The organism is Sphingomonas sanguinis (assembly GCF_019297835.1).
Taxonomy (GTDB): Bacteria; Pseudomonadota; Alphaproteobacteria; order Sphingomonadales; family Sphingomonadaceae; genus Sphingomonas; species Sphingomonas sanguinis_D.
This window is the reverse complement of record NZ_CP079203.1, coordinates 1,552,492-1,565,396: the sequence shown is the minus strand read 5'-3', so window position 1 is coordinate 1,565,396 and position 12,905 is coordinate 1,552,492. Positions and strand designations below refer to the sequence as shown.

11 protein-coding genes, 1 tRNA gene and 1 riboswitch are annotated in these 12,905 nt (G+C 65.7%); of the genes, 4 read left to right on the top strand and 8 right to left on the bottom strand.

All coding sequences use genetic code 11. From position 1 onward, the window contains the following. Positions 1–38: 38 nt before the first annotated feature. Positions 39–1,700 carry a DNA repair protein RecN gene (gene recN, locus KV697_RS07175; protein WP_219020710.1) on the bottom strand — a complete coding sequence of 554 codons (1,662 nt, stop codon included), beginning with the start codon at positions 1,698–1,700 and terminating at the stop codon, positions 39–41. A 211-nt stretch (positions 1,701–1,911) separates the two neighbouring features. Further along, positions 1,912–2,847 carry an outer membrane protein assembly factor BamD gene (locus KV697_RS07170; RefSeq protein WP_219020709.1) on the bottom strand — a complete coding sequence of 312 codons (936 nt, stop codon included), beginning with the start codon at positions 2,845–2,847 and terminating at the stop codon, positions 1,912–1,914. 194 nt (positions 2,848–3,041) lie between these two features. Between KV697_RS07170 and KV697_RS07165 the strand changes: the two genes are divergently transcribed. After that, on the top strand, positions 3,042–3,866 hold the full coding sequence (locus KV697_RS07165) for a phosphoheptose isomerase (protein ID WP_219020708.1): 825 nt from the start codon (positions 3,042–3,044) through the stop codon (positions 3,864–3,866). Positions 3,867–4,088: 222 nt separating this feature from the next. Here KV697_RS07165 and KV697_RS07160 read toward each other — a convergent pair whose 3' ends face one another. Continuing rightward, a complete protein-coding gene (locus KV697_RS07160) occupies positions 4,089–5,534 on the bottom strand; it encodes a S41 family peptidase (RefSeq protein ID WP_219020707.1) in 1,446 nt (481 codons plus the stop codon). Positions 5,535–5,739: 205 nt separating this feature from the next. Here KV697_RS07160 and KV697_RS07155 point away from each other — a divergent pair, with 205 nt between their 5' ends. Next, complete coding sequence (locus KV697_RS07155) at positions 5,740–6,912, top strand: glycosyltransferase (RefSeq protein ID WP_219020706.1); 1,173 nt, start codon at positions 5,740–5,742, stop codon at positions 6,910–6,912. A gap of 41 nt (positions 6,913–6,953) precedes the next feature. Here KV697_RS07155 and KV697_RS07150 read toward each other — a convergent pair whose 3' ends face one another. Genes KV697_RS07150 through yajC form a run of 4 tightly spaced genes read right to left on the bottom strand, consistent with a single transcriptional unit; the run spans position 6,954 to position 10,302 of the window. Further along, the gene (locus tag KV697_RS07150) at positions 6,954–7,337 is read right to left on the bottom strand and encodes an Mth938-like domain-containing protein (protein ID WP_257575678.1); all 384 of its coding nucleotides are present in this window, start codon (positions 7,335–7,337) and stop codon (positions 6,954–6,956) included. An 8-nt stretch (positions 7,338–7,345) separates the two neighbouring features. Continuing rightward, complete coding sequence (secF, locus tag KV697_RS07145; protein WP_219020705.1) at positions 7,346–8,326, bottom strand: protein translocase subunit SecF; 981 nt, start codon at positions 8,324–8,326, stop codon at positions 7,346–7,348. Between the two features lie 16 nt (positions 8,327–8,342). Then, complete coding sequence (gene secD / locus KV697_RS07140; RefSeq protein ID WP_219020704.1) at positions 8,343–9,947, bottom strand: protein translocase subunit SecD; 1,605 nt, start codon at positions 9,945–9,947, stop codon at positions 8,343–8,345. Between the two features lie 4 nt (positions 9,948–9,951). Then, positions 9,952–10,302, bottom strand: a complete 351-nt coding sequence (yajC, locus tag KV697_RS07135; RefSeq protein ID WP_056433418.1) for a preprotein translocase subunit YajC — start codon at positions 10,300–10,302, stop codon at positions 9,952–9,954. Positions 10,303–10,494: 192 nt separating this feature from the next. Between yajC and KV697_RS07130 the strand changes: the two genes are divergently transcribed. Then, positions 10,495–10,571: transfer RNA gene (locus tag KV697_RS07130), tRNA-Pro, on the top strand. 141 nt (positions 10,572–10,712) lie between these two features. Next, complete coding sequence (locus KV697_RS07125; protein ID WP_219020703.1) at positions 10,713–11,972, top strand: aspartyl protease family protein; 1,260 nt, start codon at positions 10,713–10,715, stop codon at positions 11,970–11,972. 16 nt (positions 11,973–11,988) lie between these two features. Here KV697_RS07125 and KV697_RS07120 read toward each other — a convergent pair whose 3' ends face one another. After that, entirely contained in the window at positions 11,989–12,564 is a 576-nt protein-coding gene (locus tag KV697_RS07120) for a septal ring lytic transglycosylase RlpA family protein (protein WP_257575673.1), read from the bottom strand. A gap of 99 nt (positions 12,565–12,663) precedes the next feature. Then, positions 12,664–12,865, top strand: a riboswitch (cobalamin riboswitch). Positions 12,866–12,905: the final 40 nt, after the last annotated feature.

Below are 12,905 nucleotides of genomic sequence, written 5' to 3'. Positions count from 1 at the left end.
ACTTTATCAGATATAAAATAATTTTCTACGAAAATCCGTCACGATTCCAGCAGCCGGTCGGCCTGGGCGCGCGCTTCGTCGGTGATGGTGGCACCCGACAACATCCGCGCGATCTCCTCGCGGCGTTCCCGGTCGCTCAGCGCGCGGACGCCGGTGCGGGTGACGGTGCCGTCATGGCTCTTGGCGATCAGCAGATGCGCCGCGCCGCGCGCCGCCACCTGCGGGCTGTGGGTTACGACCAGTAACTGGGTGCGCCCCGCCAGCCGGTGGAGCCGGTCGCCGATCGCGGAGGCGACCGCGCCGCCGACGCCCCGATCGATCTCGTCGAAGATCATCGTTGTCGCGCCGCCTTCCTCGGCCAGCGCGACCTTCAGCGCCAGGATGAAGCGCGACAATTCGCCGCCGCTGGCGATTTTCATCAGCGGCGCGAAGGGGGCGCCGGGGTTGGTCGAAATCTCGAACTCCACCCGGTCTTTGCCCGCCGCCGACCAGCCTGATGGCTCGAGGGCTGCGACGATGGTGCGGAAGCGCGCGGCATCCAGCTTCAACGGGGCCAGTTCGCCCTTCACCGCCTTGTCCAGTCGTTCGGCGGCGGCGGTGCGGGCGGCGGTGACCTTCTCGGCCGTTTTGTCATAGGCCGCACGCGCGGTCGAGACCGCTGCCTCCAGCCGCCCAATGCCTTCCTCGCCTGCGTCCAGCCGTTCCAGCCGTCCACGCAACTGCTCGGTCAGCTCGGCGAGGTCGTCGGGCTGGACCCGGTGCTTGCGCGCCATGCCGCGCAGCTCGAACAGTCGGGCCTCGTCTTCCTCCAGCGCGCGCGGATCATAGGCGAGTTCGCGCTGCGCTTCGATCAGCCGCTCCTCGGCCAGCGATGCTTCGATCACCGCACGGTCGATCGCGGCCAGCGCCTCGGCGAGCGCGGGGTGATCCTCGCCGATCCGCTCCAGCACGCGCGCGGCCTGGCGCAGGCCCGCCAGTGCGCCGTCCGACCCTTGCAGATGTTCGTCGATCGCCCCCAGCTCGCCCGCGATCTTTTCCGATCGCTGCATGGTGCGACGACGGTCGGCCAGCGCCTCTTCCTCGCCGGGTTCGGGGGCGAGCTTGGTCAGCTCGGCGACGGCATGTTCCAGCCATTCGCGGTCGCGTGCCGCCGTCTCGATCTCCTCACGCGCGGCGGTCAGCGCGGCTTCGGCTTCGCGATACCGGGCCCAGGCGGCGGCGACCGCGCCGGTGTCGATTCGCCCGAAGCTGTCGAGCATCATCCGGTGCCCGCGCGGGTTCAGCAGGCCGCGATCGTCGTGCTGGCCGTGGATTTCGACCAGGAAGGGCGCGATCTCGCGGAGGAGCGCGGCGGAGGCGGGCTGGCTGTTGACGAAGCCCCGACTGCCGCCATCGGCCTTGACCTGACGGCGCACGATCAGCGGCTCGCCCGGCTCGATTTCGATCCCGGCCTCGTCGAGGATGGAGGCGAGGCGGCTGTCGGGGGCGGGCGCCTCGAAGCTGGCGGTGACGATGGCCTGGCCTGCGCCGTGGCGGACCAGCCCGCTATCGCCGCGCCCGCCCAGTGCCAGCCCCAGCGCGTCGAGCAGAATCGACTTGCCCGCTCCCGTCTCGCCGGTCAGGACGCCCAGGCCCCGGCCGAAATCCAGGTCCAGCGCCTCGATCAGGACGACATCACGAATGGACAACGCGGTCAGCATGGCGCGCGATATAAAGCGAAACGCGGGCCGATGTTATCCCCCGCAGGAAAAATGATCCCGATTTGTTCGGGAGTGCATCTATTCCTCCCCTGCAAGGGGAGGTGGCGCGCCCGCGCGTCGGAGGGGTGTCCCCCTCTCGATAGCGGGACACCTCTCCATCAGGCCTGCGGCCTGCCACCTCCCCTTCCAGGGGAGGAATATCAAGCGTGACTCAGCCCGTCGGCGAGCTGTTGTTACCGGTCGGCGTCGGGCGGCCCGGTGCGGCCGCGCTCGGCGTGGCGGTGTTGCCGCCGCCCGGCAGGCCGATATTGACCGAACCCGGCGTGCCGGTCGGCACCACGGGCTGGCCCGGCTGGATCGCGGGGATCGGCTGCACCGGATATTCGCGCATCAGCTTGTAGGCGCGATTATACCAGTCGCTGCCCGGATAATTGGCGCCCAGCACGGCGGCGGAGCGCTCGGCCTCCGGGCGTACACCCAGCGCCAGATAGGTCTCGACCAGACGCATCAGCGCCTCCGGCGTGTGGCTGGTCGTCTGATACTTGTCGACGACGGTGCGGAAACGCATCGACGCGGCCAGCCACTGATGGCGATCCTCGTAGAAGCGGCCGATCTCCATCTCCTTGCCCGCCAGGTGATCGTTGACCAGATCGACCTTCAACCGCGCATCGGCGGCGTAGCGGCTGTTGGGATAGCGGCGCATCAACTCGCCCAGCGCATCGAGCGCCTGACGCGTGATCTTCTGGTCGCGGGTGACGTCCTGGATCTGCTCGTAATAGCCGAGCGCGATGAGATAATAGGCATAGGGCGCGTCGCGGTTGCCGGGGTGGACCGAGATGAAGCGCTGCGCCGACTGGATCGACTGGGTATAGTCGCGGCCCAGATAATAGCTGAACGCGCTCATCAGCTGCGCGCGGCGGGCCCAGATCGAATAGGGGTGCTGACGCTCCACCTCGTCGAACAGCAGCGCGGCCTCCTTATAGCGGTGCTGGTCCAGCCGGTTTTTGGCGGCCGTGTACAGCGTGCCGACGTCGCGCGCGACATAAGGCAGGTCGGTGCGGTTACGGTTGCGGGCGCAACCCGCGATCGGAAAGGCCAAAGCGGCGATCAGCGCCAGCGACAGCGCACGGGAACGGGGGTTACGCATCGCGCATGTCCTTAGCGCAGCATTGGGGCGGGGAACAGTCCTTCCCGCACAACCGTAACGATAGGTCCCAATGATAGACGACTTGCCATTCCGGTAGCGCTCGCGGCATGGGATTGGGATGCGCCGGGCGACACGGAACGCCGCCCTTGCCCCGACGGTTCTGCCGTCGCCCGATCGGAAGGAATCGAACGACCATGCCCGCCACGATGCTCCATACCCACCGCGTCGAAAAGCCCTGGGGCCGCCACAAGCTGTATCCGGGGTTCGAGGATGTCGCACCGGGCGGCGCGCCTGTGGGTGAGGTGTGGTTCCAGGAGCCGGGCGACACTTCGCCCGACCTGCTCATCAAATATCTGTTCACCAGCGAGAAGCTGTCGGTACAGGTCCACCCCGACGACGAGCAGGCCCAGGCCCGTGGCCTGCCGCGCGGCAAGGACGAGTGCTGGACGATCCTGACCGCCGAGCCCGATTCGACCATCGCGCTGGGCCCGAAGGCGCCGATGACCAAAGAACAGCTGCGCGCCGACGCGCGGGACGGCTCGGTCGAGGCGGATCTCGACTGGGTGCCGGTGAAGGAGGGCGATTTCTATTACGCTCCTTCGGGCACGATCCATGCGATCGGCGCCGGACTGACCGTGATCGAGGTGCAGCAGAACAGCGAAACCACCTATCGCCTCTATGACTATGGCAGCGACCGCGAGCTGCATCTGGAAGACGGCGTCGATGTCGCGCATCTGACCCCGTATCAGCCGATCGTTTCGCCGGGACCGGCAGGCGAGGGGCGCGACATTCTGGTCGAAGGGCCGAAATTCGTGCTCGAACGCTGGGCCGCGGGTGAGCATCCGGTCGCTCTGCCGGAGGGGCGGACGGCGTGGCTGATCCCGATCACCGGATCGGGAGAGGTCGCGGGTGTGGCGTTCCACGCGGGCCAGTGCCTGACCGTGACCGGCGAAGAGACGGTCACCCTGTCGTCGGACGGCGACGCGCTGTTCGCCTATGCGGGCACGACGCGGCTGTAAGAAAGACTTCCCTCTCCCCTGGACAGGGGAGAGGGTTAGCGGAGCTTGCCAGCTTTGCTGGCTAGCGCAGCTTGGGTGAGGGGTTGAGCGAGCCCAAGGCTCGCGCGCGCGCTTGGGCGAGCGCTGCTCCCCTCACCCAGCTCCGACTAGGCCTTTGCTCCCGCAAAGACCAAGTCTGCGCAACCCTCTCCCCTCAAAGAGGGGCGAGGGAAGGGCGACCCCTCAATACAACCCGGGCACGTCGCGTTGCGCGACCGAGGGACGGTCGGGCTGGAGCAGCTTGCGCGGTCCCGTCCCGGCCGCCTGTGCGCTGGCGGACGCGCTGATCGGGGTGCAGCTCTTGCCCTGGAGGAAGTCGAGCGCGGCGCGGGTCGAGGCTTCCTGCGGGTCGCCCATCTTGCGGGTCAGGTCGTCGCCGGCGCGGCAGCTGGCAGGCACGATACCTGCCAGGCCGTTATAATAATCGCCCTGCTTGTTGGCGTTCTGAAGCGAGATGGCGATCACGCGCAGCCGGTCGTCGCACTGGGCATTGTCGCGCGCGATCTGGCCCACCGGCTTGCCGTACGTGTTGGCGCCGATCAGCCCGGTGTTCGCGCCCATATAGGGCAGGGTGCGGTTGAGCACGAGTTCGCTGGCCGAGGCGGTGCCGCCGGTGCCGATAAAGGCGAGGCGGGTCGGCACGATCGACTGGGCTTGCGGCGTGAAATAGGTCGTCTCGTTGTTCGACGCCTTGCTGGCGCGGAAGGCGACATAGCCCATCACGTCCGAGGTCTGGCGATTGCCGCCCAGCAGATTGTTGAACAGATCGGCGATATCGATGCTGCCGCCGCCATTATAGCGAAGATCGACCACGACCTGGGTGATGCCCTGCTGCTTGAAGGTCGCGAAGGCGGCGCGCAGCTGCGGATCGGCGGTGCTGATGAAGGTGCGCAGGTTGATATAGCCATAGCGCTGGCCGTTATCGGTGATGATCTGCGTCCCGTAATTGGGCGACACCGGCTGGAGCGTATAAGTCGATTTGGTCAGGGAAACGACGCGCACATTGCCCGAGGGGTCGGCCACCTGGAAATAGCGCGTCGTGCCGGTGGTGTCGGGGCCGAGCGCGTTGGTCAGGCCGTTATTGGGATCGGCGCGAACGATGTCGGCGATCGACTGGATATTGGTGGAGCTGGTCCCGATGCCCCGAATCTCGGACCCACGGTCGATCCCGGCCGCCAGCGCCGCGCCGCTTTCGAAGGATTCGGCGATCATCAGCTTCGACTGGGTCGAATCAACCGTCAGGCGAAAGCCGAAACCGGCAGAATCGCCCGAGCTGTAATAGGCGTTCTCTTCCTTGATCGACGTCAGATAGGTGAAATACCGATCCTTGCGCTGCGCCCGCGCGGTCGCGGTCAGCGCGTCGATATAGTCGCTGACCGTCGTATAGGCCGAAGGGTCGAGCGAGGCGGGCAGGGTATCCGGGAAGAGATACCATTCGTTCATCTGCGCCGAGACCCAGTTCTGGCGATTGCGCAGCGAGCAGGCGCCGTCCACCGTACCCGTCGCGGTGCCGCCGCTGCCGCCCCCGGTATTCGATCCGATCGCGCTGCTGCTGCCGCCATCGCCGCCGCAGCCCGCCAGCGTCGCACTCAGCGCCAGCGCCGCGCCCAAACGTCCGAATCGGCTCATCGAAATCCCCCACCCAAAAGCTATCGAAAGGATAGCTGGTTGCCTCAACTGTGTCAGGCGCGATCTGTCGCGTTGATGAATGGCGTATATCTTGGTTGTCGGATTTATGATCTTGTAAACGCAAGTCGTGGTTCAGGCGGACGGCGCCGATCATAATGTTCCGATATCGGCGCTTTTTCCGCCTCGACAGGGAGTAAGAGGTCTCATGCTGAACGTGCTGACCCTGTCGAGCCTGTTTCCCGATGCGACGCGGCCCAATTTCGGGATTTTCGTCGAGCGGCAGACCGCAGCGCTGGCGTCGCGTCCGGGCGTCGCCGTCCGGGTGGTCGCGCCGATCGGCTTGCCGGTCTGGCCGCTGGCGCGGTCAGCCCGGTTCCGCGCGCAGGCCGCTTTGCCGCTTCGCGAAGAATGGGCGGGACTGGACGTCAGCCGCCCGCGCTTCGTGACGATCCCCGGCACCGGCGGGCGGTTTCATGTGCCCGCCTTGGTCCGCGCGCTGATCCCGGTGCTCGACCGGCTGCGCGACGAAGCCCGGTTCGACGTGATCGATGCATCCTTCTTCTTCCCCGACGGCCCGGCGGCGGTCGCACTGGGGCGGCGTTACGGCGTGCCCGTCTCGATCAAGGCGCGGGGGGCGGACATCCATCTCTGGGGTCGTGCCCCCGCCACTCGGCAGCAGGTGGCGCGGGCGGCGATGCGGGCCGAGGGCCTTCTCGCGGTCAGTGACGCGATGGCTGATGACGTGGCGGCGCTGGGCGTGTCGCGCCACCGGATTCGCGTCCACCATACCGGCGTCGACCAGAGCCGTTTTCAACCGATCGACCAAGACGCTGCCAAGCAGGCGCTGGGCGTCGCCGGGCCGCTGGTGATCTCGCTGGGCGCGCTGATCCCGCGCAAGGGGCACGGCGTGGTGATCGATGCGGTCGCCCGGCTGCCCGGCGTCACGCTGATGATCGTGGGGGAGGGGGCGGAACGCGGCGCGCTCACCACGCGGGCCGAGCGGGCGGGGATTGCCGACCGGGTGCGGCTGCTCGGGGCAATACCCCATGCCGAGCTGCCTGCGTTGCTGGGTGCGGCAGACGTGATGGCGCTGGCCTCGGTATCCGAAGGGCTGGCCAATGCGTGGGTCGAGTCGCTCGCTTGCGGAACGCCGATCGTCATCACCCCGGCGGGCGGAGCGGGCGATGTCGTGACGAGCCGGGTTGCGGGGCGCATCGCGCAAGCCGATCCGGGCGAGTTCGCCGCCGCGATCCGCGACGTGCTGGACCAGGCGGCCGATCCCTGGGCGGTGCGGGCGGTGGTGCGGGATTTTACCTGGGCGGCCAATGCGGCGGCGTTGCACTCGCATCTGGCGGAACTGGTCGCGCGGGGGTGGTAGGATCACCGATTCCTCCCCTGCAAGGGGAGGAAAAGCCATAATTATGCGTCGAGCGGGTAGAGCGCCGCGCAGATCTTGCGGCCTTCGCTGCGCAGCACGCCCCAAGCACGCGCAGCGGCGCGGCTGTCCATCACTTCGACACCCAGCCCGCGAGCCTCCAGCGCCGCGACGAAGGCGACAGGCGCGCGGCGCAGGTTCGCGCCGGTGCCGAGCAACAGGAATTCCGGCGCTTCATCGACCAGCGCGGCGACCGATTCGGGGCTCAGCGACTCGAGGGGCGGCGGGCTCCAGGGCTCGTGCCAGTCGGGCGACAGGAGCAGCGCGGGATAGGCGATCTCGCCAACCCGAAAGCCCGTGGCGGCAAAGCCACGGACGATCGGGCCGGGCGCGGTGGGATCGCGCGTGATGCGGATCGAAACGCTCACGCTGGTGCTCAGCCCTCGCGCGGGGTGATGCGCTCGGCGTCGGCCACCTTGCGCTTGTCGGTAGTGCCCGGCTTCTCGCGATTCGGCTCGGCGCGCAGGCCCAGCGTGATGAGCAGCGAGGACGAGACGTAGATCGACGAATAGGTGCCGACCACGATGCCCAGGATCATCGCGGCAGTGAAGCCGCGCAGCACATGGCCGCCCAGCAGCAGCAGCGCGATCAGCGCCAGCAGGATCGTGACCGAGGTCATGACCGTGCGCGGCAGCGTCTCGTTCACCGACAGGTTGATGATCTCGCGCATATCCATCTTGCGATAGCGGCGCATATTCTCGCGGATGCGGTCGTCGATGACGATCTTGTCGTTGATCGAATAGCCGATGATGGTCAGGAACGCCGCGATGATCGTCAGGTCCAGCTCGAACTGGGTGATCGCGAAGAAGCCCAGCGTGACGAGAAGATCGTGGACGATGGCGACGATGGTCGACACGCCGAACTGCCATTCGAAACGGAAGATGGCGAACAGGCCGATGCCCAGGATCGCCAACACCACCGCCAGCACGCCGTGCTTGATCAGCTCGTCGGAGACCTTGCCCGACACCGTGTCGTAACGGCTGAAGGTCGCGCCGGGGAATTGCTGGCCCAGCGCGGCTTCGACCTTGCGGACGACGGCGTTGGTGGCGCCTTCGTCCTTCGACGGGGGCACGGGCAGGCGGATGCTGATGGTGCGGCCGTCGCCGACCGTCTGGATATTGGCTTCACCGACGCCCAGGCTGTCGACGACCGAACGGACCCGGTCGGCCGAAGGCGGGGTGGGAAATTTCTCTTCGATCATCAGGCCGCCGACAAAGTCGACGCCCAGATTGAGCCCGCGCGCGAACGTCACGCCGACCGCCAGCAGGGTGAGCGCGAGCGTCAGCCCGAACGCCCAGCCGCGCAGGCGGACAAAGTCGATGTTCGTATTGTCGGGGACGAGTTTCAGGAGGCGCATGATCTGTTCTCCTGCCTCAAATATTGATGGTCTTGGGCTTTTCGCGGCGCAACCACAGCGCCACGAGCATCCGCGTGAAGGTAACGGCGGTGAACACGCTGGTCACGATGCCGATCAGCAGCACGACCGCGAAGCCCTTGACCGGGCCGGAGCCGAGCACGAGCATGATGACGCCCGAGATCGCGTGGGTCACGTTCGCCTCGAAGATGGTGCGGCTGGCTTCCTTGTAACCCAGCTCGACCGCCTGGACGACATTGCGTCCGCGCCGTCGTTCCTCGCGAATACGCTCGTTGATGAGCACGTTCGCGTCGACCGCGGTGCCGATGGTCAGCACGAAGCCCGCGATGCCCGGCAGGGTCAGCGTGGCGTTCAGCATCGCCATCACGGCCAGGATGACCAGGATGTTGATGATGACCGCGATGTTCGCATAGATGCCGAACCGGCCATAGGTGAGGGTCATGAAGATGACCACGGCCAGCGCCGCGATCGCCGAGGCCAGGATACCCGCATGGATCGAGTCCGCGCCCAGATCGGGACCGACGGTACGTTCCTCGACGACCTTCAGATCGATCGGCAGCTTGCCCGAGCGTAGCGAGATTGCCAGCTGGTTCGCGGTATCGACGGTGAAGTTTCCGCTGATCGACGCACGACCGCCGAGGATCGGCTCGTTGATGTTGGGCGCCGACAGCACCTGACCATCGAGAATGATCGCGAAGGGCATGCCGGTATTTTCCTGAGTGATGCGCGCGAACTTGCGACCGCCCTGTGCGTCGAAGGTGATCGCCACTTCCGGCGCGTTGGTCTGCTGGTTGAACTGCTGCTGCGCGTCGATCAGCTGGTCGCCCGAGATGATGACCGGCCGCTTGACCGCGATCACCGGCGCGCCCAGCGGATTGCCTGGATAGGGCAGAACTTGGCTGCCTGCGGGTGCATTGCCCTTGGCCACGTCCACCGGATTGGCGGTGGTGTCGACCAGCTTGAATTCCAGCTTGGCGGTCTTGCCGATCAGGTTCTTCAGCGCCTGCGGGTCCTGAAGACCGGGCACCTGCACCACGATGCGGTTGCTGCCCTGCTGAAGGATCGTCGGTTCCTTGGTGCCGAGCGCGTCGATGCGGCGACGCACGACTTCGGTCGCGGTCTTCATCGCGGTGTCGACCGCCTGGGTCAGCCCCGCCTGGGTCGGTTTCAGCACGAAGCGCGAGGTGTCGACGACCTGGATGTCCCATTCCCGCTGGCCGGTCATGCCCGCGCCGCCGCCGGTGATCGCCAGCAACCGCTCGCGCGCCGCATCCACCTGGGACGGATCGCGCAGCATGAAGCTGAGCTGGCCGTTCCGTACCGAGATGTCGCCGATGTCGATGCGCGGATTGCCGCGGCGCATTTCGGCCGCGACCTGATCGCGCATCGTCTCCAGCCGCGTGTTGGCGAGGTCGGACGTGTCCGCCTCCAGCAGCAGATAGCTGCCGCCAGCCAGGTCAAGGCCGAGATTTACGCGCGGATGGGGGATGGGCCCCCATTTGCTGGTGGTGCTTTCCGGCAGAAAGCTCGGGATCGCGAGCAGGCACAGGGCGGCCAGCAACGCAACGATGGAAGCGACCTTCCAGCGGGGGAAATCCAGCATGGGGTCAGTCGTTCGCGGGTTTGGCGGTGGGGTCGATCACGTCGGTCAGCGTCGCCTTGACCACGCGGACGCGGACGTTCGGCGCGATCTCGACCTCGACCAGCTGGTCCTCGACGCGGGTCACCTTGCCGACGATGCCGCCCGCCGTGGTGACCTGATCGCCCTTCTTGACCGCCTCGATCGACGCCTGCAGCGTCTTCATCCGGCGCTGTTGCGGGCGGATCATCAGGAAATAGAAGACGACGAAGACGAGGAGCAGCGGCGCGAGGCTGAGGAACGAGGCGGCTCCGCTCGATGCGGCGGCCCCGGAAGCGGCTGCCATCGCGGCGACTGGGGCGGTGATGGGAATGAACATTCGGACCCGTCTATGCTGAATGGGCACGGGTACGTGCCGACCGATGACGATCGACAAGCCCCCATGTCGGATAGCCTGCCCGCTACCATCGCAGGCGGACAGGCGCAATGGAGAGGCGGATGTGGTGTCGGCGGTATCGCAACATCAAGGCTTGCATCGCGAAGAAAACCCGCCTAGAGGCCGCCGCTCGGTCGGGGCGTAGCGCAGCCTGGTAGCGCATCACACTGGGGGTGTGGGGGTCGCAGGTTCGAATCCTGTCGCCCCGACCAATCTTCTACTGACATCGGTGGACGACGACGAAGCGGGCGAAAGCCCGCTTTTTTCGTTTCTGGCGTGTTCTGTCCGTTTGGCGCAACGGCGAAGGCAAGTGCTTGCATGCACAACACAAGAGGACGCATTGTGCCAAAGCGGTGACGAAACGTCAGAGGGTTGGGGGGGCGATGGCAAAAAAATTGGGTGCGAAACAGGAACGCACAACACAGGCGGTCTGCAAATTGCTTGCCGCCTGTACGGCGATTTTTGGTGTGTCGTCGTTTGTTGCAGCACAGGAAGTTGCTGCCCCTTTGCCCGCCACGTATACAAACCCGCCGTTATTCTGGATGCCCGATGCCGGATCGGGTTGGATCGACTTCGATCCTGATGGGGACCATATCATCATCCCCGTCATGTTGAACGGTCAGCCAGCTAAAGCCATGGTCGATACGGGATTCGACTATCTCGTCGTCAGCAAATCCTATGCGGATGCCCATCATCTCCCGCTGACGCCATGGGGCAAACCGCTCAGCGTTGGGGGGCCGACCCAATATTATACGACGTCCTCCGTCTCGATCGACGTCGGCGCCTTTCGCACGGTAAAGCCCGGTGCCGTCACCGTCATCGATCTCAGTAAGCTGGCTGTTCTCGATCTGAAGGACGTCGATGTCGTTATCGGCCTGCCCTTGCTTGGCCCATTCGAATGGCAGGTCGATCAGGATCATCATCGCTTCCGATTGATGAAAAGCGGTAAGGTTCCCCTGAAAAACGGCACTCCGATCAGGGTTGGCCCGAACAATTCGAGGCTGGTCACTGACATTTCAATTAACGGCAAATCCGTGTCTCCGGCCATGATCGATACCGGCGCCGATGACCAGGTATCCCTGTCCGTGAATACGGTCGAGGTGACGGGCTTTAAACCTCAGACGGACAAGGCATCCGTCGGTGCGGGTGGCACCATGATCCAGCCGTTCGGACGATTGACGGATTTCAAGATCGGCCAGCAGAAAATTACCGGAGCTTATGCCACCATTGATGCCAGCAATTGGTGGGGAGCAGGCATCCAGGCGCTGGTCGGAATGGGTACCCTGCGGGCCTATAACATGACGGTCGATCTCACGGCAGGCCAGATGACATTGGAGCCCCGGATCCGACCCGTCGCTCCAATCCACAAAAGCCGAGACGGCATACAGGGGTTCGTTCGCGACGGTCGGTGGGCCGTCGCGCATGTCATGCGGAACTCGCCAGCGATGACGGTGGGGCTGAGAACGGGGGCCGAGATATGCGGGATCGACGACAAGCCGGTGTCGCAAGAATTGCTCAATGGCTATTGGAGCCGGGCGGCAACCGGCACGCGCCACATACTGAAGCTTTGCGACGGTACGTCCCGGATCATCACACTCCGCTTATTCTATTGACTTGGGCGGGCATTCTTTACCGCACCGCCATCCCTGCCGCCGCGATCTGTGACAGCAGGTTCGCCCGCACCGCATCCGAAACCGGTGGCAAGGGGCGCGCCGCCTTGCCGTGGCGCAGGCGCTCGCGGTCCTTTTCGTCCGGCTCGACGACGCGCACCCGCACCGCCGCCTTGCCGACCGCGCGCAGGCCGAGCTGCTCGGCGGCACCGCGTGACAGGTCGATGATCCGCGACGATCCCGCGAATGGTCCGCGATCGTTGACCCGCACGATGATCCGCCGCCCGGTGTCGAGCGCCGTCACCTCGACATAGCTGGGCAAGGGGAGGGTGGTATGCGCGGCCGTCGCCCAGCCGGGGCGGAAGCGTTCGCCGTTCGCGGTGCGCTTGCCCGATTCGCTGCCATACCAGCTGGCATAGCCGAGCATGTCATAGGTCGTATCCTCGGCGGGGACATAGGTGATGCCCCGCACCGTATAGGGCTTGCCGATCCGCACCGGAAAATCGCTGACCGGCCGGTAATTGCCACCCGAGCAGGCCGCGACCAGGCAGGCCGCCGCCGGTGTCCATCGGCGCATCGCTTTCCAAACCACCATGCGCTTCGATTAGGCTGACCGCGCGGCGGGATAAAGCCGTTTGCGTGTCCGTTCGGCGCAGACTATTCCCGTGCCGACCGGCAGCGGCTTTCAGCCACGCCGCCGGACTATCGCATCGGTGCCCCTCGGGGCTTCAAACGGGAATATGGTGCAAATCCATAGCTGTCCCTGCAACTGTAAGCGGTGAGCGCGTGATGCCGGTTCCTGCAACAGGGAACAGCCACTGGAGCGATCCGGGAAGGCCGCATTGCCGACGCTTCGACCCGCAAGCCAGGAGACCTGCCGATGCGAGTCGCTCTTGCCGCGATCCAGGGGATGGTCATGGCTAGGATATATTGTAT

Coding starts and splice junctions, on each gene's coding strand:
- recN (WP_219020710.1), bottom strand. CDS start 1,700: ATGCTGACCGCGTTGTCCATTCGTGATGTCGTCCTGATCGAGGCGCTG.
- KV697_RS07170 (WP_219020709.1), bottom strand. CDS start 2,847: ATGCGTAACCCCCGTTCCCGTGCGCTGTCGCTGGCGCTGATCGCCGCT.
- KV697_RS07165 (WP_219020708.1), top strand. CDS start 3,042: ATGCCCGCCACGATGCTCCATACCCACCGCGTCGAAAAGCCCTGGGGC.
- KV697_RS07160 (WP_219020707.1), bottom strand. CDS start 5,534: ATGAGCCGATTCGGACGTTTGGGCGCGGCGCTGGCGCTGAGTGCGACG.
- KV697_RS07155 (WP_219020706.1), top strand. CDS start 5,740: ATGCTGAACGTGCTGACCCTGTCGAGCCTGTTTCCCGATGCGACGCGG.
- secF (WP_219020705.1), bottom strand. CDS start 8,326: ATGCGCCTCCTGAAACTCGTCCCCGACAATACGAACATCGACTTTGTC.
- secD (WP_219020704.1), bottom strand. CDS start 9,947: ATGCTGGATTTCCCCCGCTGGAAGGTCGCTTCCATCGTTGCGTTGCTG.
- yajC (WP_056433418.1), bottom strand. CDS start 10,302: ATGTTCATTCCCATCACCGCCCCAGTCGCCGCGATGGCAGCCGCTTCC.
- KV697_RS07120 (WP_257575673.1), bottom strand. CDS start 12,564: ATGGTGGTTTGGAAAGCGATGCGCCGATGGACACCGGCGGCGGCCTGC.